Source organism: Geitlerinema sp. PCC 9228 (assembly GCF_001870905.1).
GTDB lineage: Bacteria > Cyanobacteriota > Cyanobacteriia > Cyanobacteriales > PCC-9228 > PCC-9228.
On sequence record NZ_LNDC01000101.1, the window covers coordinates 14526 to 40242 of the forward strand.

A 25717-nucleotide genomic window follows, 5' to 3' on the forward strand; every position below is an offset into this window, starting at 1 on the left:
TCCAAAATTACAGCGATCGCAGGCTTGTCCACTCTAATACTAGCTTGTCACGGGCATCGGGAGAAAAGAAAATTTGTTTGTACGAGCGTTTTCCAACCGAGGGGGATAGAAGAATGCCAACCGGTGTCGTTTTCGGGGTTGTGTTGCTGGCCTTGGCTGGCCTATTATTTTGGTGGCAACAAAAACAAAAACATCAGTTTCACCACCTGCAAGCCGCCAAACCGGTAAGTGTTGCCGAACTAGACAAACTTGCCAAACGCGCTGATGTAGAACCCGGCGAATGGCGTCACTACGTCAAAGTTCGGGGAATGATTCGCTGCCACCAACCCTTGCGTTGCGAACTGAAACAACAAAAGTGCGTTTACTATACCATGACCGTACGTCGGGAGTACGAGGAAACCATCCCCCACAGCCATAGCAACGGCGAAAAAAACGAAAAACTCCAACGCCAATCGGAAATTGTCACTACCCGAGAACAAGCAACCCCCTTTTCCCTGCAAGACAATACCGGCGAAATTGCGGTTGACCCGGAAGGGGCAGAGATCGATCGTGTTAAAATTCTAGAAGAATTCCGTCCCGAACAGGTCAGCGGCATTCTCTCCTTCGGCCAATTTCGCCTCACCGTACCGGAAATTCCCGAAAACCAGCGTACCATTGGCTATCGCTATACAGAATATATTCTCCCTATCTACCGCCAAGTTTTGGTGGTTGGCGAAGCTTGTCAAACGGAAAATGGCTGGCAGCTACGAAAACCCAGCGAACCCGATAAGCAATATTGGATTACCCTCAAAACCGAACCGGAACTAACAGGAGTTGCGGGACAAAATGCTAAAATATTTTTCTATACTGCGATCGCGTGTGCCATAGCCGGCATTGTTTCCATCGTACTGGCATTGATGTTGTAACGCCAACCAACCTATGCAAGCCTTCAACAAGTGGTATCGCCAACTGCTACGCCATCCCAAATACCGCTGGTGGGTGATTTTGGGAACCCTGGTTTATTTTTTTAGTCCGATTGACTTATCTCCAGACTTGCTACCGCTTTTGGGTCAAATCGACGACGTGTTGTTGCTGGTTTTGTTGGGTTCGGGTTTGTGGAATTGGCTGCAAGATAGCCTCAAACATGCCGCTGTCAATCATCATAATGGGGAAGAATCTGCCAGCAACCAAACAGTTTCGGGAAATTCCCAAAATCCCGTTACCATCGATGTGGACGCTACCGAACTCGACCGCTAAAATTGGATCGCTATCAACTTATGGAGAAATCTTGGGTCTATCGCTGGCTGTTTGCTTCCCCAAATTCTCGGGGAGGTATTTTTTGGTTGGGTCTTAGCATTGCCGTGGCAGTGGTTTACGGCATCTTGGGATATACAGAAGCGTTCCCAGATACCTACGTGGTTCAAGACGATGCCAGGCAACACGTATTTTGGATGCAACGCTGGCTAGACCCGGAATTATTTCCCAACGATGTCATTGCCGATTATTTTCAATCGGTGGCACCTTCGGGATATAGTAAATTCTATCAAGGGTTTGTCTATCTTTTCGGCGTTGACCCCTTTCTCCTCAATAAATTATTACCGTTAATCTTAGCAGCGATCGCTACCTTCTATGCCTTTCGCTTCACCTGTGAGATGTTCCCCATTCCTTTAGCGGGATTTTTGGGAACATTACTGCTAAATTTAAGTTTGTGGATGAAAGACGATATTTCCTCCGCCACCCCACGCGCCTTTGTTTATCCACTATTTCTCGCCTTTCTCTATTATTTTAGCCGGAAAGCGTTGTTTCCCTGTCTCATCGCGATCGCGTTAACGGGATTGTTCTACCCACAATATATTTTCGTCGAAGGCGGGATTATTACCCTGGCCATGCTGTTCTACCGGCGATGGTATATATTTTACAGTACGGGATTGGCGGTGGTTTTGCTGGTTATTGCCGCTTACGCCTTCAAAAGCAGCGCATACGACCCCACCATATCTTTAGAATATGCCAAAAGTTTACCAGAATTTTGGGACGACGGACGCAGTGCTTTCTTCGACCGAGATTGGGTGGATTTTTGGATCAAGGATGGACGCAGCGGCTTTTTCCCGGAAGACATGCCAACGATGGTGTGGTTGTCGGTGTTGCTACCGGTTTTGTGGCAGTTTCCCAAATCCTTCCCCTTGGTTCAAAAGATGACAAACAATGTCGCTATCTTGCCGCAGATAATTGTAGCTGGATTTGGATGGTTTTTTTTGGCCCATGCCTTGCTGTTTCGCCTGCATCTTCCCAACCGCTATACGACCCATGGGTTGCGGATTGTGATGGCTTTGGCAGCGGGAATGGCGATCGCTATTTTAATCGATCGCATTTTTCAGTGGCAACGCAACCGACGCGGTGGGTGGCTGGTTGGCAAATATACGGTGGTTTTCTCCCTACTGGCAGCGATTGTGTTTCACTATCCTCTATTTTTGCAAGATTTACCGAAAATGGGATACGAAGTTGGCGAGGCTACCCAAGTTTATCGGTTTTTCCAGCAGCAACCCCGGGATATTACCATTGCTTCTATTGCAGAAGAAGCCAACAATCTCCCGTCGTTTAGCCAGCGGTCAATTTTGGTGGGTAGAGAATATGCTATTCCCTACCAGTTGGGATATTATCAACCATTTCGCCAAAAAGCGATCGCTACGGTGCAAGCGCAATATACAATGGAACTATCTACGCTGCAAACATTTATCCGCGATCGTCAGATTTCCTTTTGGCTGTTGCATCGTTCTGCATTTATCCCTGAATATATCGACGACCACGAATGGTTGCAAGGATTTCTCACGGATGATTTCCCCGACGATGCTTTCGTTCAAACCGTCAAAACGGCGATGGCAAATTTAAAAACCGGGAAAATACCAGCGATCGCGCAGACAATTGATAAATGTTCTCAATTAGAAACCGATAGATTTTTCATTCTGGATGCTGGTTGTATCGCCAATCTAGAAACTGATTAGGAAAAATAGATTTATATTCTATCGCTCCTTAAGTTTATCGTATACCATTTTAGCATTTGCGTCTGTATCTTTATTTTCTGCTGCTACCTTGACAATTTCTTTTTTCATTTCAGCTACCATCGTTGTTTGTGGAAAAGATTGACTTGACGTACAAGTAGCTGCTGCCTTCTCGTAAAAATATAGAACACCTTGCCAATTCTGGCGGTGAAGTTCAATTTATACCATTAACGTTGCACATGTCTATTTTAATTTTGTGGGTCCAGCGATCGCTTCTAATTTTGAAGTAGGATAATACCCACCCTACAAATCCGCAAACAATTGCAAAATATTGTTAATAGTAGGGGAGTTGTCTATTTTAATTTTGTGGGTCAAGCGATCGCTTCTAATTTTATTTTAGTAGGGTGGGCATTGCCCACCCGACAAATTCGCTTCTAATTTTGAAGTAGGATAATACCCACCCTACAAATCTACAAATCCGCAAACAATTGCAAAATATTGTTAATAGTAGGGGAGTTGTCTATTTTAATTTTGTGGGTCCAGCGATCGCTTCTAATTTTATTTTAGTAGGGTGGGCATTGCCCACCCGACAAATTTGCTTTTCATTTAGAATTTCATTTAACCATGGTATTACCCACAAATCCGCAAACAATTGCAAAATATTATCAATAGTTCGCCAACATAACCAACCCCACTTACGAAGCGATCGCTTCTAATTTTATTTTAGTAGGGTGGGCAATGCCCACCCGACAAATTTGCTTTTCATTTAGAAGTTAATTTAACCATGGTATTACCCACAAATCCGCAAACAATTGCAAAATATTATCAATAGTTCGCCAACATAACCAACCCCACTTACGCAAGCAGGGTTGGCAACTTTTGAATTTACGACCAAAGAAGGTAGCCTTCCCGACACAAGGGGAAGTATAATTTTTGACGCTGGGTACGATCGCTTTGTTGTTGAAACACCTGTTCTACCTCGCGATGGTCTTGAATGCCATCAATAGCAATGACTCCCTGACAGTTGGGAGAAACGGCATCTATGGCTTGATCGTATTGTTCGCTGCTAGCTAAATTTCCCAGCATGGCAAAACAATATTTTCCTTTTTGAATGGTTTCCACCGGTAGCTGGTCTGTAGCCACCACTTCCACCACATCTTTGTAGGATGCCATGGTCTGCCAAAATGCCTCGGTAGATGTTTGCAGGGGAACAGCCACCAAACGGCGATCGCTTTGCCCATCAAATCTTTGTAATAGTCTAGCCAAAGCCTGGGTCAATTCGCCACCGTCAGCCCCCAAATACAGCAAATTTCCCGACCATCCCTGCAAGCAATATTCCGCCACCCGGCTAACGCGGCTGGTTTGCGAATCCTGCTGAATCGTGGCAAAAATCCGCTGGCTGATATTCTTCACATGGGCATTATAGTAAGTATATTGGTGTTCCACCTGCGCCTGCAAGCGATCGCGTTCTTGGCGGGTTTGGCGCAACTGTTCCATCGCCTGTTCTAGGGTTTGTTCGGTTTCGTTGAGTTGTTCCTGGGATTGGTTCAAAACCGATTCCGTTTCTTGCAGTTGGGAATGGGTTTTTTCCAAATCTCCCAAAACTTCGTCAAATTGCGCCTGCGTTTGCGCCAACTCTTCCCGCGTCTCGTCGAGTTCCGATTTGGCTTGTTCCCAGTCGCTATGTTTCTTGCGCAACTGTTCCATCGCTTGCTCTAATGTCTCCTCGGTTTCGTGCAACTGTTCTTGCGATTGCATCAAAACCGATTCTGTTTCTTGCAAGCGTTCGCGATCGCGCAATCTTTCCTGATAGTCGAGAGCCGTTTCCAGCTTTTCGCTAATTCGCGGCAGGTCTGGGTTGAGGTGTTGTCCTTGCCTGTAAACTTCTTCTGCTTTTTCGTAGGGATTAAATTCCACCAACGCATCGCCCAACTGAGCGTAGGCAGAAGGAAAATCTGGCGCTAGTTCTTTCGCATAAGCAAAATGCCCGATAGCCGCTTCAAATTTATTGAGTTTTTTCAAAGCTTGCGCCAGGTGAAAATGAACGCTTCCCTGCTGCCAATCCCAACGCAACGCCTCTTGATACGCCGCCACCGTTTCTTCCCAATTTTCTAATTTAGAATGGCATTTGCCCAAATTCTGAAACGAAGAAAAATTCGGCTGCAACTCGCAGGCGCGTTGGTAGGTTTCCACCGCTGCTTCCCACTGCTGCAGGTTTTGCAACGCTTTCCCCAAACGATGGTACGACCAAACGAAATCGGGTTGCAAGCGTGTGGCTTCCCGATAGGCATCGGCGGCAGCTTCCCACTGTTGCAGGTTGGCGAGGGCATCTCCTAAATTGTAATGTGCCCAAACCCACTCGGGTTGCAATTCTACTAATTGTTGGTAAGCTTGCACTGCTTCCTGCCAGTTTTGCTGGTTTTTATAAAATTCTGCTAGTTTTTGATAGGAGCGATGGTCTTTGGGATTTAACGCGATCGCTTGTTGGTAATGGGCAATGGCGTTGTCGGTGTCGCCCTGGGCTGCTAAAATTTCTGCTAAATTGTGGTGGGCTTCTGGGAGATTGGGATTTCTCTGCAAGGCATTTTCAAAACAAATCCGCGCCTTTTCCATATCCTGTTGCTGCAGCAGTTCTATTCCCAGGGTAAAATGGGTTTGCGCCGAGGCTTGCTTGGGTGCCAACAAAATTCCTTGCAGCCAGTATTGCCTTGCCTCTTTCGGCTTTTCCATTTGGTGGTAAATTTTGGCTAAATTGCGATAGGCACCAGCAAAATCCGGCTGCAAATCGATGGCACGGTGGTAACAAGCGATCGCTTGATGCCATAATTGATGTTTGGCGTACCAACTTCCCAAATTGGCGTGGGCAGGTGCGTAGTCTGGCTGGCATTCAATCGCCTTGGTATACCAATGTTTGGCTTCTTCTAGATTATCTTGGGCCGAGACAACGTTCCCCAAGGTTTTGTAGGCTGGGGCAAAATCGGATTGAATTTTCAACGCCTGTTCGCAAGCGGTTCTGGCTTCTTCCAACTTTCCCTGCGACAGGTAAAATTCTGCCCTTTCCTGAAAATAGGTGGCGCTTTCTTGGGGATTGGCTTCTGGCATGGATGATGGGGCTGTGGATACAGTCATAATTTACAATTTTTTTCGTACAAAAACAACAATATAGGTAGATGGGATTTATGGCTGCAAGCCAGACACCTGTAGCATCTGTCGCAGCGTATCTGGTTCTATCAGGATATCTTCTCTGAGGACACTTTGATACATTAACTGTCGCAATTGGGGGCAGCGAAATTCTTTTCCCGGCAGATAGTAATGCTGCAAGCCTAGCTGCTGGCTGATGACCCAGTAGTAATGGCGGATGTAGTTGGGGGATACCAGTTCGATGACTTTGGTTCCCTGCCGGCAAAAAGCCAAATTGGTCAAACCGCCGCCGTGGGGTGCTACAATGGCTTCAGCTTGGGCAAATAGCGTTGCTTGTTCGGCAACCGATCGCCCTTCTAAGGTTATCGAAACAAATCCCAACGGTTTTAAAATTTCCATGACTTCTTTTTCGTTGAGGATTTTGCGGTATTTGGCTTGCTGGCGACTTATGTAGATGCGTTTGGGCATTTTTGGGGTTGGCTGGCTAATAAAGGTACGACGCAAAAAAGCCAGCGATCGCTTGGTTGCCCATCCCAAAGAACTTACGAAAGAGGGAACTAGCAATTCTTGGGCTTGGATGTGTGGGTATCGATCGGCGGTGAGAACTTTTTTTGCCGGGATGCCTACTTTTTCTAGGGTTTCCCGCTGGAAGGGTTGGTTAATTTTATTGGTCAGCAGCCAATCAAAGGACCAACCACTCTGGCGTAGCAGTTCCAAACGCGGTAGAATATCGACCATCCAGTGAAAGTAGGTATGCCCCGACAATCCGGCAACGACGGCAACCGTACCGTTGATGGTTTCTAATGGTGGCAAGCTGTTTTGGCGAAAAATTTCGTGTCGGGTGCGATCGCGTTTTGTACATCCCGGCAGTTCTCCGGGATAGCTGCGGGAAAGGTCGTCTAACAATAAATTATCTGGCGTGATGGTGGCAATGGCTTTACAAACCATCCAGGAGTTTTTTTGTGGTGATATCCAAGTTCGCCCTTGGGGGATTTTAGCGATGAATAAATCGGTTTCTCCCTGCTGTAATTTTTCCGAGGCACTGAGCTTGTAAATGCCGGGAAAAATCTTGGTTCTTCCTAATTCGCGCCCCAAACGCCCCAGACAGGATTGGCAGTTCACCCCCATGCAGGCATCGGTGGTTTTTGATGGCGGTGCGGGGGGATTGACGGTGGCGGTTTGCCAATGCTGGTAGCAGCCTTCGTATCCTTGCTTTTGCAGCCATTCGGCGGTACAGCGGTGAACGGCGAAGGGAATGGCAGGGTCGCGGTGGCTGGCAGATTGGGTGGGTAGGGGAGAGGCAAGGCAGGTTTCGTGGTGCGATCGCAAGTTGCCCTGTTGGTAGGTAGCGATCGCGGCATCGAGAAAGCCTTGGGCTGCTAAAATATGACCCAGGTGGCAGCATAATTGGGGATGGGTGGCATCGTATAGCAATCCCATGCGGTAGGCAGCGATCGCACCAGCCAATCGTTTTTGATATACTAGGGCATCCCCCAACCCCGCGTACAAATCTGGATGGGCTGGTTGCAGTTGCAGTGCGGTTTGGTAGTAGGCTTCCCCAACGGTATACCAGCCGTAGCTGACCATCGCCCGGGCTAGGTGTTGGTAAATTTGAACGAGAATTTCTTGGGCGTTTTCTTGGTTATTTTGCGATTTATCTTGCCAGGAAGCCAGCATTTGCGTGCATTTCCATTTGGCAAATTCCAAATCGTCTTGGGGGATAAGGTTTCGATTGTTATGGCAGTAAGCTTGAATGGTTTTCTTTTCTCGCGCGGCAATTTGTTGCCAGCATTCGAGGGCGCGTTCTGGCTTACCGGTGTTTAACCAAGAAATGGCGCAGTTGTCGTAGGTGGCGATGTCTTCCGGGTCAAGAGCGATCGCTTTTTGAAAGTTGGCAATGGCTTGTTGGTGCCAGCCTTGTCGTTGGAGAATTTTGCCTAAGTTCCGATAGGCGGTTGCTTTTTCTGGTTGCAGTTCGGTAACCCGGCGATAGGCAGCGGCAGCTTCTCCCAAATATCGCGATCGCTGTATCTTATCCGCTGCTGCCCAACTCTCCAGTGCTTTCCCCAAATTTTGATATAAAGATGCGCGTTCGGCTTGACTGGTCGATTCGGCAGGTTGTTTGAATTGTAGTGCTGTTTGGAAAGTGCGAACGGCTTCTGGGTATTTTTCTAACTGAATCCAGGCACAGCCTAAATTATTATAAGCATTTATATGATCTGGTTGCCAGCGAATCACTTGCTGGTAGCTGTGGGTGGCTGCCTCAGTCAAACCGCTATCTTGCAGGCAAACCCCTAGGTTGTAGTGGATAGCGACGTAGAGGGCAACCGGCAACGACTCATGGCTGCCTTTCAGAATTTGGCGGTACTGTTGGCAAGCAGCGGTGATATTTCCTTGCTGCTGTAAAAGATGGGCAATATTGTAGCGAACTTCTTGCCAGTTTGGATATTGTTGGAGTATCTTATTGTAGGTAGAGATGGCGGGGGCAATCTCACCAGCTTCGCCATACAGCCAAGCCAAATCCAGTTGGCAATCCACCCAATCCGGTTGAATTTGCAAAGCCTGTCGGTAAGAAGCAATAGCTGGCGCAATTTTTCCTTCTCCCTCGTAAGCTTTGCCCAACATGCGATACGCACTGGCGATTTCTTCTACATCCACATGCGTGGGAATCTTGTTTTGGCTGTAAAATTGAATAAAATGCTGGCACTGGCGAATGACATCAGCCCATCGATGCTTTTCTAAGTCTATTGCCACTTTTGACAGCATTGCTGACTGTTGCATGAAGGTTTTGATGGTTTGCGTTGTTAATTGTTAATCTTTTTCAACAAGCGATCGACAAAAAAGGGCAGTTTCACTGCTGCCCTTTGCGACAAATCTCTTCTCTTCGACCAACTCCTGTCAAACCTTAGAAGAATTCGAAATCGGTATTTTCGAGGTCTGGTTCGCCTTCTAGGTAAGCAACGTTGCGTAGGTCTCCGGAATCGGCAGTAGGATTGTGGTAAACCTGTCCAGATTCGGTATCGTAGACAATCTTGGCTTCGTTGTCATCGATATCCGCATCGGAAGCACCAGCAACCGTAGCAAATTCTGCAGCCGGCAAGGTGTCGCCAGGGTTGAGGTCGTCATCAGCTTGGGCGTCGATATACAATTTGTCGGTGCCGGAGGTGAAGTCGGTCACGGTATCCACTTCGTCAAAGCGGATTTCATTACCTTCACTATCCGTACTGGTGTAGTATTGGAATGCAAAGGTGTCGGCACCTTGACCACCGGTGATGCTGTCAGCACCCAGGTCGCCAGAAATGAAGTCATTGCCATCTCCACCGCTGATGGTATCGGCTTGTTGACCGCCAAAGATGGTGTCGCTACCGCTACCAGCGTTGATGGTGTCGTTGTCTTGACCGCCAAATACGAGGTCATTACCGCCACCGCTGTTGATGTTGTCGTTTCCTTGGAAAGCAAAAATGGTGTCGTTACCAGCACCCGTGGTCACCGCATCGTCACCGACACCAGCATTGATGAAGTTACTGCCGCTATTATCGGTAATTTGGTCGTTTCCTTGACCGCCCCAAATTGTATCGTTACCGACACCACCATCGACGGTATCGTTACCTTGCCCGGTATTGACGATATCGTTTCCTGCACCGCCAAAAACGGAGTCATCGCCAGTACCGGTAGCCACGGTGTCGCTTCCGTCAGAAGCACCGACAGTGTCTTCGTCGCTGGAACTTAACCCCTGGGGCGTACCACCACCAGAGGCCAATCTATCGCCGCCGGTACTTCCGGCAATTCTCTGGGCACCGGCACCCACTTGAATGTCCAGATCAAAACCGCCCTGGGCGTTTTGCGTACCATCTGTATCTGCAGTTTGCGTTGGATTTGCTGGAAGAATGTCTGACATAGGGCTCTCCTCGCTACTAGGTTGTACGTCTGAGTATACCGCTGCTGCTTTGAAGCTTATTGTTTTAATTGCTATGGGAACGCTTTTTATGCCTGTTTATGCCTGCATGGTTGCTGGTTATCTAGCTTTATAACTGTAACCAGTACGCATACAGATGCACAAGCTAGTTCGTTCGCTCATCTAAACGTTACAGTAGGCGCCACGCGAAGCTTATCACTTTTTTAGGAAACAAACAACCCTGATATGCTAGCAAAATTTAGATTTTGCCGGAAAAAGCGAAGTTTGCGCGTGGTTTTGCCACTACTGAGTTAAGGTAACATACTTTTACCCCAAGTTTGCTGCCCAAATACTTCTTAAGCGGTAATTTGGATTGGCTCTATTATACCCACAGTGTCGCCTAAATCTTACTTTAGGTTCCCCATCTTTTCCCATTTTCTGCAAAAATTGAGATTTAATTTTTTTATCCCCTTGGGTCGGGGATTCTCACTTGATGCTTTTCCCGCCCCATATAGGATTTTGAGGGGGATTGGGGAAGGAAATTATGTAACGAAAAATACAAGAAAAAGGGGATAGCGTATGTCTACCCCCTTGACAAAATGACAATTGTTTGCTCGCAAAACTTGGGTTGGGATGTGGGAAAACCTTAAAGGAATTCAAAGTCCGTATTATTAAGATCGGGTTCTCCTTCTAGATAGGCAACTTCTTCCAAGTCGCCGCTTTGGTTGCTGGGGTTGTAGTAAACCGAACCGGATTCTTGGTCGTAAACCACTTTGGCTTCGTTGGCGTCGATGTCGGCGTCGCTGGCACCGCTGACGGTGGAAAATTCGCTGGCAGGTAGGGTATCGCCAGGATTGAAGCCTGGATCGGCATTGGCGTCAATGGCAATTTTGTCCGTACCGGGTTCAAAATCGGTGATGGTATCCACACCGGCAAAGGCTTCGCTGTCGCCATACCAGTTGAAGGCAAACGTATCGGAACCGGCACCACCGGTGAGGGTACCGCTGCCTCTATCTTCCGATAGAAAGTCGTTGCCAGCACCACCAGAAAGGGAGTCGGCATCGCGACCGCCGTATAGGCTATCGTTGCCGCTGCCACCGTCTAAGGTGTCGTTGCCTTGGTTGCCAAAGGCAATATCGGTGTCTAACCCGCCGCGAATGGAGTCGTTGCCGAAGTTGCCGATGAGAATATTGTTGCCGGCATTATCGCTGATAATGTCGTCCCCTTGACCGCCGAAAATAATATCGTTGCCAAAGCCGTCTTCGAGGGTGTCGCTGCCTTGACCGCCGTTCATTAGGTCGTTGCCGTCACCACCAGCAATGGAGTCGTTGCCGGCACCGGTGGCTACCACGTCGTCGCCTTGGGCGGCAGATACAATATCAATGCTGTTGTTGCTAAAGTTGTTAAAGGAAATGCGATCGCTATTGAAGGTTCCCGCTACGCGATGGGGTCCGGTAGGGGAAGCTTGAATATCCAGTTCGATATCTTTCCCCCCACTGGCATTACTTGTCCCCGTGTTGGGGTCGTTCAAATTGACCAAGACTTCTGACATAAATCCTCCTCGCTGCTGCTATGCTGCTGCTATCGTGTGTCTTTGTTGGTCTTATGGCTGTAGCCAGTTGATGTTGTAGATGGTTGATTTTCAGGGAGAACTCGCTGCTCTGAGTGCGGCGGCTTTTTGGGCGATCGCGTCTTTGGTATACGCCCGGTTGGGACAGCAAATCGCCCCGTTGCTGCTAAATTTGTATAAAGGATTGGTCGCGATCGCTCTGTTGCTGTTCACCCTGATGCTGCGGGGAGTTCCGTTTTGGGATCTATCCCCTTTTCCCTTTCTCTGGCTGTCTCTCAGCGGTGTTGTTGGCATTGGTTTGGGGGATACAGCCTTTTTCAATGCCTTAAATGCCCTCGGACCCAGGCGTGCTTTGCTCCTAGAAACCCTGGCACCACCCCTGAGCGCGATTCTCGCTTTCATTTTTCTAGGAGAAAGGCTAAATATCCGGACTTGGACGGGAATTTTCTTGACCATCCTCGGCGTAGCGTGGGTCATTAGCGAACGCACCCCTAGCAGCCATCAAGCTCCCCATCGGTGGCGGTGGGGGATTGGTTATGGCTTGTTGGCAACGGTGGCACAAGCAGTGGGTGCCGTCCTGTCGCGAATGGCTCTCAACGAAACCGCTGTTTCCCCGCTGGTGAGTGCTTCTATTCGTTTGGTAGCGGGCGTTTTGACGATTTTGCCCCTGCTGTGGCTGGCCCGACCACCTAGCCATTTATTGTGGAAACCCCTACAATCGGTAAAGGCTGGTTTGGCAGTTGTGCTGGCGGCGTTTTTTAGTACCTATTTGGGGATTTGGCTGCAGCAAACTTCCCTGAAACTAGCACCGGCGGGCATTGCCCAAACGTTAAGCGCCACCAGTCCTTTGTTTGTTTTGCCTCTGGCTGCTTGGATGGGCGATCGCGTGAGCCTGCGTGCTATTTTAGGGGCGTTGGTGGCGATCGCAGGAATTGGCTTGTTGTTTGTCAGTCGATCGGGTTGATTCAGAAGAACCTGATTATGGGGGTGACCGTTGCTGCTGGCTATCTTTTCCCAAACTTGCCAACTATACCTCGCACAACCATAACGACTGTTTCCTGGATTGGACACGACAAGGCGTGGTATTATAATAGTTCTTTAGGTTTTTGCAGGACAGTCTGAGATGGGAAGCTGGTTTTGATTGCCCAGGGCAGATACGGTTTCTGGAATGCCCCTGTAAAATCCAACAAGTTCGCAAGACCCATCCAAATCACCCCGAAAACACCAACCATCCTTGCTGAGAAGCCAACCCATGTCCGGGCCAAACCAAAGTTCTAGCTACACGCAAATTCCCAGCGGCATGAATACGACATCTTTGAAGGTTCTTTTACTGGAAGATTGTCCGCATACAGCAGCCACGCTCAACCAGATGCCGCAGCATCTCGTTTCTGTTTCCCTACAGATACACCATGTAGAACGGGGGGAAGCCGCTTTAGAGGCCTGGAAGCACCAGTCCTTTGATGTTCTATTAGCAAACTTGGCTGGATGGTATGCAATGGATCGCGATCGCAGGTTGTCCCTGCCCACGGTTTTGTTGGTGGATCCTCAGGAAGAACCAACGGCTTTGCAGCAGCTACAGCAAGGGGTTCAAGCCTATTTGGTGAAAGAACAACTGCATGCGACGGCGTTGGTACAAACTCTACAACAAGCGGTGGTTCGATTTCGCTACCAGCAACCGCTACAAGCCAGCGAACACCGCTTGCGATCGCTATTTGATGCGTTGTCTCCCTACGTGGCTTTGCTGAAACCCAACGGCGAGATTGTGGAAATGAACCAAACTGCCCTAAATATGGCAGGGCAAACCCCAGAGTCCGTACGGGGAAAACCATTGTGGGAATTACCCAGATGGCAATATGCCGCTGTGACCCAGCAAGAACTACAAAATGCGATCGCTACCGCCAGCCAAGGAAATCCCGTACGCTACGAAGTGGAACTGGACAAAATTACCCAAACGACGATTACTCTAGATGTCACCCTCAAACCCCTGCCAGAACCCAATAGTCAAGTGCAATTTTTGCTGTTAGAAGCACAAGATATTACCGAACGCAAGCAGGCAGAAACCCAAATGCAGGAAGCGTTGAAGCGAGAACGGGAAGTGGGAGAACTAAAAACCCAATTTGTTTCCATGGTTTCCCACGAATTTCGCAATCCCCTCACCAGCATTACCATGTCGGCGAAATTGTTGCGTAGTTATAGCGATCGCGCCACCGAAGAACAAAAACAAAGCTATATCAAACGCATTTTAGACTCTGCCAATCGCATGGGAGAGTTAATCGAAGATATCCTGCTGCTAGGCAAAGCCGAACTGGGTAAAATCGAAAGAAGCCCCGAATATTTGAACCTAGAAAGCTACTGCCAGGAACTGGTAGAAGAAATGCGACTGGCAGACAGCCAAAAACACGAAATTGTCTTCACCTGCAAGCAGCAAGACAGCCAAAACCAACAATTTTATACCGACAAAGCCGCCTTGCGACACATTCTGGTAAACTTGCTTTCCAACGCTCTCAAATATTCCCAAGAAGGTTCTACCATTTTCTTGGATTTACAAATCCAGGCGCAACAGGCAGTTTTCCAAGTGCGAGATTTTGGCATTGGCATTCCCCCCGAAGCCCAATCTCGCCTGTTTGAGCGTTTTTACCGCGCCAACAACGTCGGCAAGCTTCCCGGTACTGGTTTGGGACTCGCGATCGCGCAACGATATGTAGAACTTTTACGAGGACAAATTCAAGTATACAGCGAAGTGAACGTCGGTACCACCTTTTCCGTGGTCATTCCTTCTATCTCCCAGGAAAAATAGTCAAACCAGGCGTGGGGAGGAGGGGGAGGAGTGGGAGGAGGGGGAGGAGTGGGAGGAGGGGGAGGAGTGGGAGGAGTGGGAGGAGTGGGAGGAGGGAAAAAACATCAAGAAGTTTTCGCCTTAGCCTGGGGGATTTATCGGGTTTTTGCAGTACGGATTTGGTATGAAATCTGCTTGAATAGAATTCGATTGCCCTCAACCCCCCAGCTGCGATGTCCTGAACTCCGACCTTGGGTCGCCGCGCACTGAATTTGCGGGGGACTACAGGGGATTCTTCCCCATAAGTCTATAGCCGAATTTCATATCATCCGCACTGCGAAGACCCCCTCTTCCCCCTCTTCCCCCTCCTCCCACTCCTCCCCCTCCTCTACCTAAAATGTGGTCTAGACACATCGGATTTGCTATCACTTCGGACCGCAATTCTCTTGGTCCAACGCTTGTAGAGCCGCCTGCAAATCTTTGTTGATTTGTTTAGATGCTGATTTAAGACGATCGCTTTGATAGTAACTAGCCACATCGATGGGATCGCCAACTTTTACGCGAACCCCGCAACGCCAGCGAACTGGCAAACAGCCGTAACGAATGCTGATGGGATAAATTTTGGTGTTGAGGGTGGGGTCTAAATCTTGTGCGTATAAGGCAAGCCGACCCAAACCGGGTTTGATGGGGTGAACTTGGTTGTCGTGAAAAATGCCCCCTTCGCCAAAAATCACCATCATTTGCCTGTCGCACAGTAGGTCAATACCGTGACGCAGGCTGGAAATTCTGGGGCGCAAAACGTCTACAGAAAATCCTCCCAATCGTCTGACGAACCAACCTTGAATCCCCGTTACTTCGGTGGCAGTAACCATAAACCGCAAATCCCGTCCGCTGACACCGCGTCCAGCCGCTAGGGATACCAATAAAGGATCCCAACGGGAACGATGGGTAGGTGCTAAAATTGCGGCACCATCAGTAGGAATCTTGTCTTTGCCGACAACTTCAATAGAACCGAAATAAGAAGGTAAAACAATATGTTCTCCCAGGGGATACAGCATCGACATCAACCAAGGAGAAACTTGGGATGTTACGTTTTGAGAAGCGATCGCGTGGGATTGAGAAAGTAGTAAATTCATGATTATAGATTTTGGTTTGATTTTCCACAATTCTACTGGCTATTTATTAGCTTACTAGGTCGTTTCTGGTTGGTAACGATTTAGCAGACAGTTTGTTAAGCGTCCTCGTGGCGGCGGATAGACTGGACAACAGAGGATGGGAAAATCAAGCGTGTGGCTAGAGAACAATTTTTCTTGGGTGAATTGCGTAATTTTACCTAAGTATATTACTTATATCACCCAAAATACGTAGGTATTAGCATGGATCTTTTTATAGGCTATACGGATGGCGAAAAAATATAATTTTTTTTATAATAGCAGCCATATCGCAATGAAGAAAAACGAATAAAAACCTATAGATTCTAGCGATCTACCCATGTCTAGCATACCGTTCGCAGAAGTTGATATAGAACCAGCTATTCTCCGCAATCCCCTCGTTGTGAGTAGCCATACATCTGTGGGGGAAGTTCTGACCTATATGACTCAGAACCGGAGCCGTTGTGCCATACCCACAATCCTAAATGCTGGTAACAGCAGCGATTCTCTGTTGCTAACCAACGACCAAGATACTTGCGTGTTGGTGATGGCAGGCGATCGCTTGGCAGGTATTTTCAGCGAACGAGATGCTATTCGCCTCAGTGCTCAAGGGGAGCTACAGCCAGATATTCCCATTTCCCAAGTTATGTCATCCCCTGTGGTTACCATTCGGGAATCAGAGCTGAGTAACTGGCTGACAGCGATTGACTATTTACAAAAGCACCAAATTCGCCATTTACCGATCGTTGACCGTAACGAAAACTTGGTAGGATTGCTCACCCAACAGAGTTTGCAGCAGCTCATCCGTCCCATTGATTTGCTGCGGTGGCGTACGGCGGGGGAAATCATGAACGTAGACATGGTGTGCGCCACTCCAGAAAAGTCGCTTTTGCATCTAGTGCAGTTAATGGCACAACATCGGGTAAGCTGCATAGTCATCGTCGCTCCTTATAAAGAAAAACAAGATAAAAAATATCCTATAGGTATTGTTACAGAAGGAGATATCGTTCAATTTCAAGTTTTGGGATTGGATTTAGCAACTGTCTTCGCGCAGACGGTGATGAGTACGCCAGTTTTTACCGGACAGGCATCAGAGGATTTGTGGTCGGTTTGTAAGACCATGCAACAACGTCGGATTCGTCGCCTGGTTGTTGTGGGAGAGTTGGGGGAACTGCAGGGAATTGTTACTTATACAAATTTATTGCAAATTGTCAATCCCCTAGAACTATACAAGATGGTGGATTGGCTGCAGCAACGGGTATCGAATTTGGAGGCGGAAAACCTGAAGCTGCTAGAAAACCGCAATGCCGAGTTACAGGAGCAAGTTAAAGAACGAACGACCCAATTGCAAGCTCAGGCTATCCGAGAATCTGCGATCGCTTCCATTTCCAAACGCATTCAAGGGTCGGTAAACTTACAAGAGATATTGGCAAGTACCCTAACTGAGGTTCGTACTAGTTTGTCCTGCGATCGCGTGTTGGTGTACCGCTTGCATAGCGATGGTACGGGAACCACCCTCGCCAGTTCGGTAACCACATCCCAACAACCGTTTTCCCCAGCCGATTTCCATCCTCCCCTACAAGACAGCTACTGGCAAGGACGGTATTGGTCCGTTGGCAGTGGGGAAATAGCGGACTTATCTACCGCCACGCGGGAACATTTCCAAAAATGGCAGATTGAAGCCAATGTGGTTCTCCCGATTTTGCTCCATCCCCAGGATACTTATGAAAACAGTCCGTTTTTGTGGGGATTGCTGGTAGTACATCAGTGCGAACGAAATCGCGAGTGGCAACAAGAAGAAGTTCTCTTTTTGGAAGAAGTTGCCAGCCAGCTAGCGGTGGCGATTCGCCAAGCCAATACCTACCAAGAATTGCACCAGGAACTTGCTATTCGCCAGCAAACGGAACGACAATTGCGACAGGAAAATGCCGAACGCCGACGTACGGAACAACTTTTAGAAGAATTACTCGAAAGTCAAGAAAAGCTGGTTGGCAAGGAGTTTGAGGAAACTCTGGCAGGGCAACCGCAATTGGTGAAAAAGTTATATACCAGTTACCTGCAATCTCAAGCTGTTTTGGCATCGGTTACCGATGTTTTGCTGGTGGTGGAAAAACATGGTGATGTGTGGAACCTAACCATTCCCCTAACCGAGGTCAACAATGAATGCACCAATTCTTGGACCAACGCCACTATCGATACCATTTATGGCGATGACGAACGCTTTTGGGAGTCTATTGAAGCAACGTTCCACGATCGCCGAGTTCATGTATTGGAGTATTCTATAGAACCAGACTCCAGTGGGGAACCGGTTTGGCTGGAAGCACGGATTGCTCCGGTATTTGGCAATCAAGTTTTGTGGGTAGCTAGAGATATTACCCAACGCAAACAAGCGCAACTGTCCCTACAACAAGAACGCGATCGCTTGCAAGCTAGGGAAATTGAACTGCAAGGGATTTTCGATCTGGCATCGGTGGGAATTATCAAAGCCGATGCCGCCAGTGGATGCTTGCTCAAAGTCAATCAGAAGTTTTGCGAATTTTTAGATTTCATGGGATTGCAGGTGCTGCAAAATAAATTGAGAGAGATTTTTGCCGTGCAAAATTGCGATCGCGATCGCCAGGACAATTCAACAGACCAACAAATCTTAGAACTCGCTTTCGACCGCAACCAGGAAACCGAACAAAGCCATCCCCTGTGGATTCAAATGACGGTGTCTACCATTCACAAGTCCGATGGCACCCCCGATTACCATATTGCTATTTTGCAGGATATTAGCGATCGCAAACAGGCCCAAACCGAACTGCAAGCCTCCCGAGACATGCTGCAATTGGTTCTCGACACCATTCCCCAACGGGTCTTTTGGAAAAATTGCCAATCGCGGATACTGGGATGCAACCGGAACTTAGTCGAAGATTTGGGTTTACCGCCAGAAGAGATTGTAGGGAAACGCGATCGCGATTTGATTCCCAACCACCAAATTGCCGAGGGATACGTTCGAGACGACCGGGAGGTCATTGCCACCGGAGAACCAAAGTACCGGCGTCAGGAAACCTTGGAAACCTCTGATGGTCGCGTCATTTATCTAGAAACCAACAAAGTCCCCATGCGAGATTTGCAAGGGCAGATCGTGGGATTGTTGGGAACCTACGAAGATGTGACCGACCGGGTACAAGCAGAAATTGCCCTGAAAAACAGCGAAGCCAACCTGAAAGATTTTCTCGACCAAGCAAAAGATTTGATTCAAATGGTATCCATTGACGGTCAAAACTTCCTATACGTTAATCCAGCTTGGCAGAAAACCATGGGGTATACCCAAGCAGAAGCGACAACCATGACCTTTTTGGATGTGGTCCATCCCAAACATGCTTCTTTGTGCCGTCAAATTTTTGAGAGTTTTCAGCAAGGTCACTGCCAATCGATTCCCTACGTAGAAGTAACCTTTGTGACCAAAGAAGGCAGAGAAATCTTACTAGAAGGAAGCATTAACGTGCGTTGGGAAAACGGCCAACCAGCCGTCACCCGTGCCATTTTCCGGGATGTGACGGAACGACGTGCCGCCGAAAAGGCTCTCTCTAAGCTTTCCGAACGCTTGCAACTGGCGGTGAAATCGGCTGGGATTGGGATTTGGGAATGGGATTTGACTAGCGATCGCCTTTCCTGGGACCAGTATATGTTTGAATTGTACGATATTTCCCCATCCAGCCAACATCTTTGCTACCAAACTTGGGCCAATAGCCTCCATCCCGAAGACCGCCAGCGAGCAGAAAACGAACTCCAACAGGCTTTGCAAGGCGAACGGGAGTTCGACACCGAGTTTCGGATCGTTCAAAACAGCGGTGAGGTTCGTTTTATCAAAGCTCACGCACTCGTGCAGTTCGGAAAATCCAATGTGCCCCAACGTATAATTGGTGTGAATTTTGATATTAGCGATCGCAAACGAGCCGAAGCCAATCTCCAACAATCGGAACAAGACCTGCGGACAATTTTTAACTACGCTTACGATGCCATTTTAATCCAAGACTTCGACGGTACCATATTGGATGTCAACGATCGCGGTTTGGAAATTTTTGGCAGTACCCGCGATCGCTTGATTAATTCTCATGTCAAGGATATATCGGCACCGGATATGCCATTGACAGACGTTCCAGCTATCCTGCAAAAAGTGCAAGCGGGAGCCTCTTTACGTTTTGAATGGAAAGACAAACGCTTGGATAACCATCGGCATTTTCATGTGGAGGTAGCTTTACGCAAGGCAAACTTAGGCGGTCGCGACCTGTGTATTGCTGCAGTTCGAGATATTAGCGATCGCAAACTTTGGGAAGCCACCCTCAAACGTCAGTTGGCTGCCATGGAAGCCGCTGTAGACGGCATTGCCATCTTAGATAACGAAACCTACACCTATCTCAATCAAGCACATGTAGAACTTTTTGGTTACGAACGTGCCCAAGAGCTCATTGGCAAAACCTGGAAAGCCTTGTATCCCCCAGCAGAAATTGAACGTATCGAACAAGAAGTCATACCAGAGTTGATACAAAATAGAGTGTGGCAGGGAGAAACATTGGGTTTGCGTCGGGATGGAAGTATATTCCATTTAGGTATTTCCCTAACCCTACTGGACGACCAAACCAGAATTTGCGTGTGTCAGGATATCAGCGATCGCAAACGCTACGAAGAAAACTTGCGAAAAAGCAATCAGGAACTCGAACGTGCCACCCGCCTCAAAGACGAATTTCTCGCCAACATGAGCCACGAACTGCGAACCCCCTTAAATTCTATCTTAGGCATGGCAGAAGGATTGCAAGAGCAAATCTTTGGTTCCCTCAACGAACGCCAAATGAACGCCATAGCCACCATTGAAAAAAGTGGTCGCTATCTTTTAGAACTGATTAACGACATTCTAGATCTGTCCAAAATCGAATCCGGCAAACTGGAACTACATCTCGAAGAAGTTTCAATTGCCAATATCTGCGATACCAGCTTGGTTTTTGTGGGACAAATGTCTCATAAGAAAAACATTCAACTCCATAAAAACATACCCGATAATTTGGGTACCATCAATGCAGACAATCGCCGATTGCGACAAATTTTAATCAATCTACTAACCAATGCGGTGAAATTTACCCCGGAAGGCGGCAGCGTCACCCTAGAAGTGAGCCAAATTGGTCCCCAAGAGCAGAATCAACCAGGCAAACTTACCTTTTCTATCGTCGATACCGGCATTGGCATTTCCCCAGAAGACCAAAATAGATTGTTTGAAGAATTCCTACAAATCGACAGCCGTCTCAACCGCAAACACAACGGTACCGGTTTGGGATTGTCTCTGGTACGTCGTCTGACAGAGTTGCATGGGGGAAATATTAGCGTCGATAGCGAAGTTGGCAAGGGTAGCCGCTTTACCGTCACCTTGCCTTACGAACAGCCAGCAACCAATTTCCAGCCAACTTCCCCAACAACCATGCCGAAACCATCTACAACCGCCGCCGAACCCCCTGCATCCAGTGAGACAACAGAGGTTCCAGCCAAAGCATTCGTTTTACTGGCAGAAGACAACGAAGCCAATATCAGCACCATGTCTAGCTATTTAAACTTGCGTGGCTATCAGGTTTTGGTAGCCAAAAACGGTCAACAAGCCGTAGAAATGGCGATCGCACAGCAGCCAGACTGTATTTTGATGGATATTCAAATGCCAGAGATGGATGGTTTGGAAGCCATGCGGCAAATTCGTAGCTACCCGCAACTAGTCCAAACGCCGATTATAGCACTGACTGCTCTGGCTATGGCAGGCGATCGCGAAAAATGCCTGGAAGCCGGTGCCAACGAATACATAGCCAAACCGGTACAACTCAAACAGCTAACCAATACCATCGATTGGTATTTGCAGAAAATCCCATAAAGTTTAAGTTTTAGAGTATTTTAATAAAACGAAATATATTTGTAATTTATCTTAACAAAATAAGGCATCTTGTTTGGGAACTCCTATGTACCGCCGTCGCTTTCCATTCCAAAATACAATTTTATGGCAACGTCCCTGGCGTTCTATTTTGATCCTATCCCTGCTCACCCTAGCCGCCTTTGCTGGTAATTATTTGAGCGTTCCCCTCTTTTTTGGCGTGGATTTGCTGTTTGGCAGCATTTTTGTGTTTCTGGTCGCCGCCATTTACGGAATTGGCTGGGGAAGCTTGGTAGCATTGATTGCCAGCAGCTATACATGGCAGTTGTGGGGACATCCCTACGCCATCATTATTTTCACCCTAGAAGCCGTATGTGTGGGATGGTGTTGGCAACGGGGTCGCCGCAACTTAGCCTTGGTGGATGCTTTGTACTGGTTGCTACTGGGAATGCCGCTGGTGTGGTTGTTTTATAGCGTGGTTATGGGAATGGAGACCACAGCAGCGTTGTTAATTTTGCTCAAACAGCCAGTTAACGGTATTTTTAACGCCTTAATTGCCACTCAGATATTATATGCCATTCCCTCTCATTGGAGAGCGATCGCAGCTTTTGACAATCGCAACAACAATCGCTATTGGCAGAGTCGAGAAATCTCCTTTCAGGAAATCTTTTCCAGTGTCTTGGTTACCTCCGTCGTCTTAACAGTATTTTGTATCACCGTCTGGCAAGGACGTGCCACCCTCCCCAAAATAGAACAAAACGTCTACAATCGCCTGAGCCAGGTTTCCACCGACCTCCTAGAAACCGTCCGTTTGTGGCACCAACCCCACCAGCAACTCCTACAGGCAATCGCCGATACCGCAGCCTCCCACCGAATCAATAGCACACCAGTTCGGTCGCAAGTTCAACTATCCCACCAAGCATTTCCCGATTTTCTGAAAATCTATGTCACCGACGCCAACGGCAGAGCAACCATCTCAGTACCAGCTACCAACGAACGTGGGGAAACCATCATCGGTCAAAACTTTTCTGGTGAGAGCTCTTTCCAACAAGTCCGACAAACCAAAACCCCACAAATCAGCGAAGTTCATCAAGATGCTGCCAACCAAACCCCCCATTTTGGGACAGCGATTCCCATCGTAACAAGCGATCGCTTTGCAGGAATGGTCTACGGTTCCATCAGTATAGACACCTTAGAAGAAATTCTCAAAAACGTAACCCAAAACCAGAACAACCAAAGAACAACCAGTTCCACATCGCCGCAACTACACAACATAGAAATCCTATTGTTAGGAAAAGAAAACCAACCCCTAGCCAGCAACAGCTCCCAAGAACCCTTACAACCTTGGCAACCCACCAGAAAACAGCGACAAGTCCACCGAGAACTTTACCAACAGTTCCCCGAACAAGACAATTTACCAGCCATGAAACAGTGGCGGCAATCTCGGTATATTTTACAAACACCAACAGTGGAAACGTTGCCTTGGAAATTCGTAGTACAAACGCCAGCATCTTCCGCCGTTGAAAACCTGCAAATCGTGTACATTCAACACCTAGCAGTCGTATTGGTGTGTGCAGCCGTCTCCTTACTCATAGCACCTTTAGCCAGCCGCAAACTAGTAGCTTCCTTAGACCAACTAGCAGAACTTACCCAAGATTTGCCAGAAAAACTATTTCAACAGAGAACTATTTACTGGGACCAGTCCGACATTCGGGAAGTGAACTCCCTAATAGCCAACTTTCGACAAACGTCGGCGAGTTTGAGCAGTAAAATTTGGGAGATAGAACGAGCCAAAGTCACCTTAGAAGAACGAGTTACAGAACGCACCCAAGAACTATCCCACCTAAACGAACGCCTGCAGGATCGCATTCAAGAAGTGCAAGAATCAAAGGCTGCCTTGTTGGAAAGCGAAAAACGGTTTCGGCTGGTTGTGGAATACGCACCCATTGGCGTTGCGATGGTGGATAACACAGGAACCCCTTTATTTGTCAATACTTGTTTGAGCAAAATGTTGGGCTATAGCAAAGAAGAATTGTGCCAAATGGATTTCACCCAGTTTACCTATAAAGAAGACATTGACTTGGATGTCCAACTTTATCAAGGGTTAATGGGTGGTCTGCGCGATAGCTATACCTTAGACAAACGATTTATCAACAAAACAGGGGAACTCATTTGGGGGGATTTGACTGTAGCTGCCGTACGTCGGGAAGAAGAAAATGCCACCTTTGCCGTAGCGATGGTGCGAGATGTAACCGAACGTCACCTGGCGGAACAAAAACTGCGGGAACTTTCCGACCGTCTGGAGTTGGCTTTGCAAGCCGGTAAAATTGGTGTTTGGGAGTGGGATGTTACCAATGACATATTGTTTTGGGACGATCGCATGTACGAATTGTTTGATATTCCCCCTTCGGTGCAACCGTTGAGCTATCAAACGTTTATCTCCCGGGTGCATCCCGACGACCGTTCCTACGTAGAGACCACCTTACAAAACGCGATCGCTAATAGAGAAAAATTTGACTGCGAGTTTCGCATTGTACTCGACGACGGCACAATTCGTTTTATCAAAGGCGACAGCATCGTTCGCTATGGGGAAAACCACAACGAACCCACCAGAACAATTGGGATTAACTGGGATTTAAGCGATCGCAAACACACCGAAGAACAACTGCGGCAGACCAACCGGGAACTCGAACGTGCCACCCGCCTCAAAGATGAGTTTCTGGCAAATATGAGCCACGAACTGCGAACTCCCCTCAACTCCATTTTGGGGATGTGCGAAGGATTACAAGAAGAGGTCTTTGGCACCCTCACCGACAAACAGCATAAATCTCTAACCACCATCGAACGCAGCGGCAAACATCTACTGGACTTAATTAACGAAATTTTAGATTTATCCAAAATCGAATCGGGAAAACTAGAACTAGAGATTCAGGAGGTATCCTTATACGACATTTGCCAAAGCAGCTTAACCTTTGTACGCCAGATGGCATACAAAAAAATATCCATCTGAGCCAGCAAGTTCCCCAAAACATTGGCACCATCAGCGTTGACGAACGCCGGTTGCGGCAAATCTTGATTAACCTACTTACCAACGCCGTGAAATTTACCCCCAACGGTGGCAGCGTTACCCTAGAAGTCATGCGACAACCACCCACCAACAGCGATTCCTGCGGCTACGTTTCCCTGTCGGTGGTTGATACCGGCATTGGCATTCACCCAAACAACCTTAACAAGCTTTTTCAGGAGTTTGTACAAATTGACAGCAACCTCAACCGTCGCTACGGCGGTACGGGTTTGGGATTGTCGCTGGTACGTCGCCTGACGGAATTACACGGGGGAACGGTAACTGTAGACAGCGAACTCGGGGAAGGTACTCGCTTTACAGTACATTTGCCTTACGGAAACTGTTCGCTGGAACTGTCACCCACAACAGAAGAACCAGAAGCTGGCAAAGCAATTTCTACTCCCAACAACCGCCAAGTGTTACTGGTAGAAGATTCTACCCCGGCAGCCGACCACTTAACCCGCTATTTGCGGGAGATGGAATTGCAAGTGCATCGCTTGTCGGGAACCGAAGATGTGCTACAAGTGGCATTGCAGGTGCAACCCAGTTTGATTGTTTTGGATATTCAACTGCCGCAGCGATCGGGTTGGGAAATTTTACAGCAGCTCAAAGATAGCGAGGAAACCCAGAAAATCCCGGTTTTGGTGGTTTCGGTGGTAGACGATCGCTGCTGGGGATTGGCTTTGGGAGCTTCGGAATATTTGGTGAAGCCAGTGAACCGCAACCAATTCCAAACTGCATTGGCGAAGTTACGATTTTACAAACCTACTGCTCAAACGAATGGAAATGCGGCTGTTGCTACACCAGAAACACCTGACGAATCTCAATCATCCCAACCGGTGATTTTGCTGGCGGAAGATGATTATGCCAACGTGAGTACGATTTCTAGTTATTTGGAGTTTCGCGGTTACCAACTGCTGGTGGCTAGCGATGGCAAGGAGGCGTTGGCGATGGCTGCCGAACGCCACCCGGATTTGATTTTGATGGATGTGCAAATGCCTGATATGGATGGTTTGGAGGCAACCCGTCGCATTCGAGCAAATCCCACCATTGCTTCCATTCCTATTGTGGCTTTGACGGCACTGGCTATGTCTGGCGATCGCGAAAAATGTCTGGAAGCTGGTGCCAATGAATATATAGCCAAACCAGTTCGTTTAAAACAACTCTCGGAAACCATTCGGATGTTGCTGGCAAAATCTGCTGATTCTCGCTAGTGATATCAAATCCGATGCGTACAAATTACATTTGAGGGGGA

Annotated in this window: 13 protein-coding genes; 8 read left to right on the forward strand and 5 right to left on the reverse strand. The window is 47.9% G+C overall.

Annotation, left to right across the window (positions count from 1 at the left end):
• The first annotated feature begins 113 nt into the window (after positions 1-113).
• From AS151_RS10130 to AS151_RS10140, 3 genes are read left to right on the forward strand one after another with little or no spacing between them, the layout of a single operon-like run.
• Positions 114-905 carry an E3 ubiquitin ligase family protein gene (locus AS151_RS10130; RefSeq protein ID WP_071516936.1) on the forward strand — a complete coding sequence of 264 codons (792 nt, stop codon included), beginning with the start codon at positions 114-116 and terminating at the stop codon, positions 903-905.
• Positions 906-918: 13 nt separating this feature from the next.
• Entirely contained in the window at positions 919-1236 is a 318-nt protein-coding gene (locus AS151_RS10135; RefSeq protein WP_071516937.1) for a DUF1232 domain-containing protein, read from the forward strand.
• A 20-nt stretch (positions 1237-1256) separates the two neighbouring features.
• Positions 1257-2978, forward strand: a complete 1722-nt coding sequence (locus AS151_RS10140) for a hypothetical protein (protein WP_071516968.1) — start codon at positions 1257-1259, stop codon at positions 2976-2978.
• A gap of 882 nt (positions 2979-3860) precedes the next feature.
• Here the strand turns inward: AS151_RS10140 and AS151_RS10145 are convergent.
• The 4 genes from AS151_RS10145 to AS151_RS10160 form a co-directional block, all read right to left on the reverse strand.
• Entirely contained in the window at positions 3861-6104 is a 2244-nt protein-coding gene (locus AS151_RS10145) for a tetratricopeptide repeat protein (protein ID WP_071516938.1), read from the reverse strand.
• 48 nt (positions 6105-6152) lie between these two features.
• Complete coding sequence (locus AS151_RS10150; protein WP_084639497.1) at positions 6153-8897, reverse strand: tetratricopeptide repeat protein; 2745 nt, start codon at positions 8895-8897, stop codon at positions 6153-6155.
• Between the two features lie 124 nt (positions 8898-9021).
• Complete coding sequence (locus AS151_RS10155; protein WP_084639498.1) at positions 9022-10014, reverse strand: calcium-binding protein; 993 nt, start codon at positions 10012-10014, stop codon at positions 9022-9024.
• A 643-nt stretch (positions 10015-10657) separates the two neighbouring features.
• Complete coding sequence (locus tag AS151_RS10160; protein WP_071516940.1) at positions 10658-11563, reverse strand: calcium-binding protein; 906 nt, start codon at positions 11561-11563, stop codon at positions 10658-10660.
• Between the two features lie 79 nt (positions 11564-11642).
• Between AS151_RS10160 and AS151_RS10165 the strand changes: the two genes are divergently transcribed.
• Together AS151_RS10165 and AS151_RS10170 are read left to right on the forward strand one after the other, a co-directional pair.
• On the forward strand, positions 11643-12545 hold the full coding sequence (locus AS151_RS10165) for a DMT family transporter (protein ID WP_071516941.1): 903 nt from the start codon (positions 11643-11645) through the stop codon (positions 12543-12545).
• Positions 12546-12833: 288 nt separating this feature from the next.
• Positions 12834-14378, forward strand: a complete 1545-nt coding sequence (locus AS151_RS10170; RefSeq protein ID WP_084639499.1) for an ATP-binding protein — start codon at positions 12834-12836, stop codon at positions 14376-14378.
• A 404-nt stretch (positions 14379-14782) separates the two neighbouring features.
• On the opposite strand, the gene AS151_RS10175 is transcribed toward AS151_RS10170, so the two are convergent.
• The gene (locus AS151_RS10175; RefSeq protein ID WP_071516942.1) at positions 14783-15493 is read right to left on the reverse strand and encodes a 1-acyl-sn-glycerol-3-phosphate acyltransferase; all 711 of its coding nucleotides are present in this window, start codon (positions 15491-15493) and stop codon (positions 14783-14785) included.
• Between the two features lie 355 nt (positions 15494-15848).
• On the opposite strand from AS151_RS10175, the gene AS151_RS10180 reads away from it, so the two are divergent.
• The 3 genes from AS151_RS10180 to AS151_RS10190 all read left to right on the forward strand — a co-directional run bounded on the left by AS151_RS10180 (position 15849) and on the right by AS151_RS10190 (position 25676).
• Positions 15849-21401 (forward strand): PAS domain S-box protein, encoded by a 5553-nt coding sequence (locus tag AS151_RS10180; RefSeq protein WP_084639501.1) that lies wholly within the window; start codon positions 15849-15851, stop codon positions 21399-21401.
• An 85-nt stretch (positions 21402-21486) separates the two neighbouring features.
• Positions 21487-24408 (forward strand): PAS domain S-box protein, encoded by a 2922-nt coding sequence (locus AS151_RS10185; protein ID WP_071516944.1) that lies wholly within the window; start codon positions 21487-21489, stop codon positions 24406-24408.
• Complete coding sequence (locus tag AS151_RS10190) at positions 24351-25676, forward strand: response regulator (protein ID WP_071516945.1); 1326 nt, start codon at positions 24351-24353, stop codon at positions 25674-25676. Before AS151_RS10185 ends, AS151_RS10190 begins: the two co-directional genes overlap by 58 nt.
• Positions 25677-25717 lie beyond the last annotated feature (41 nt).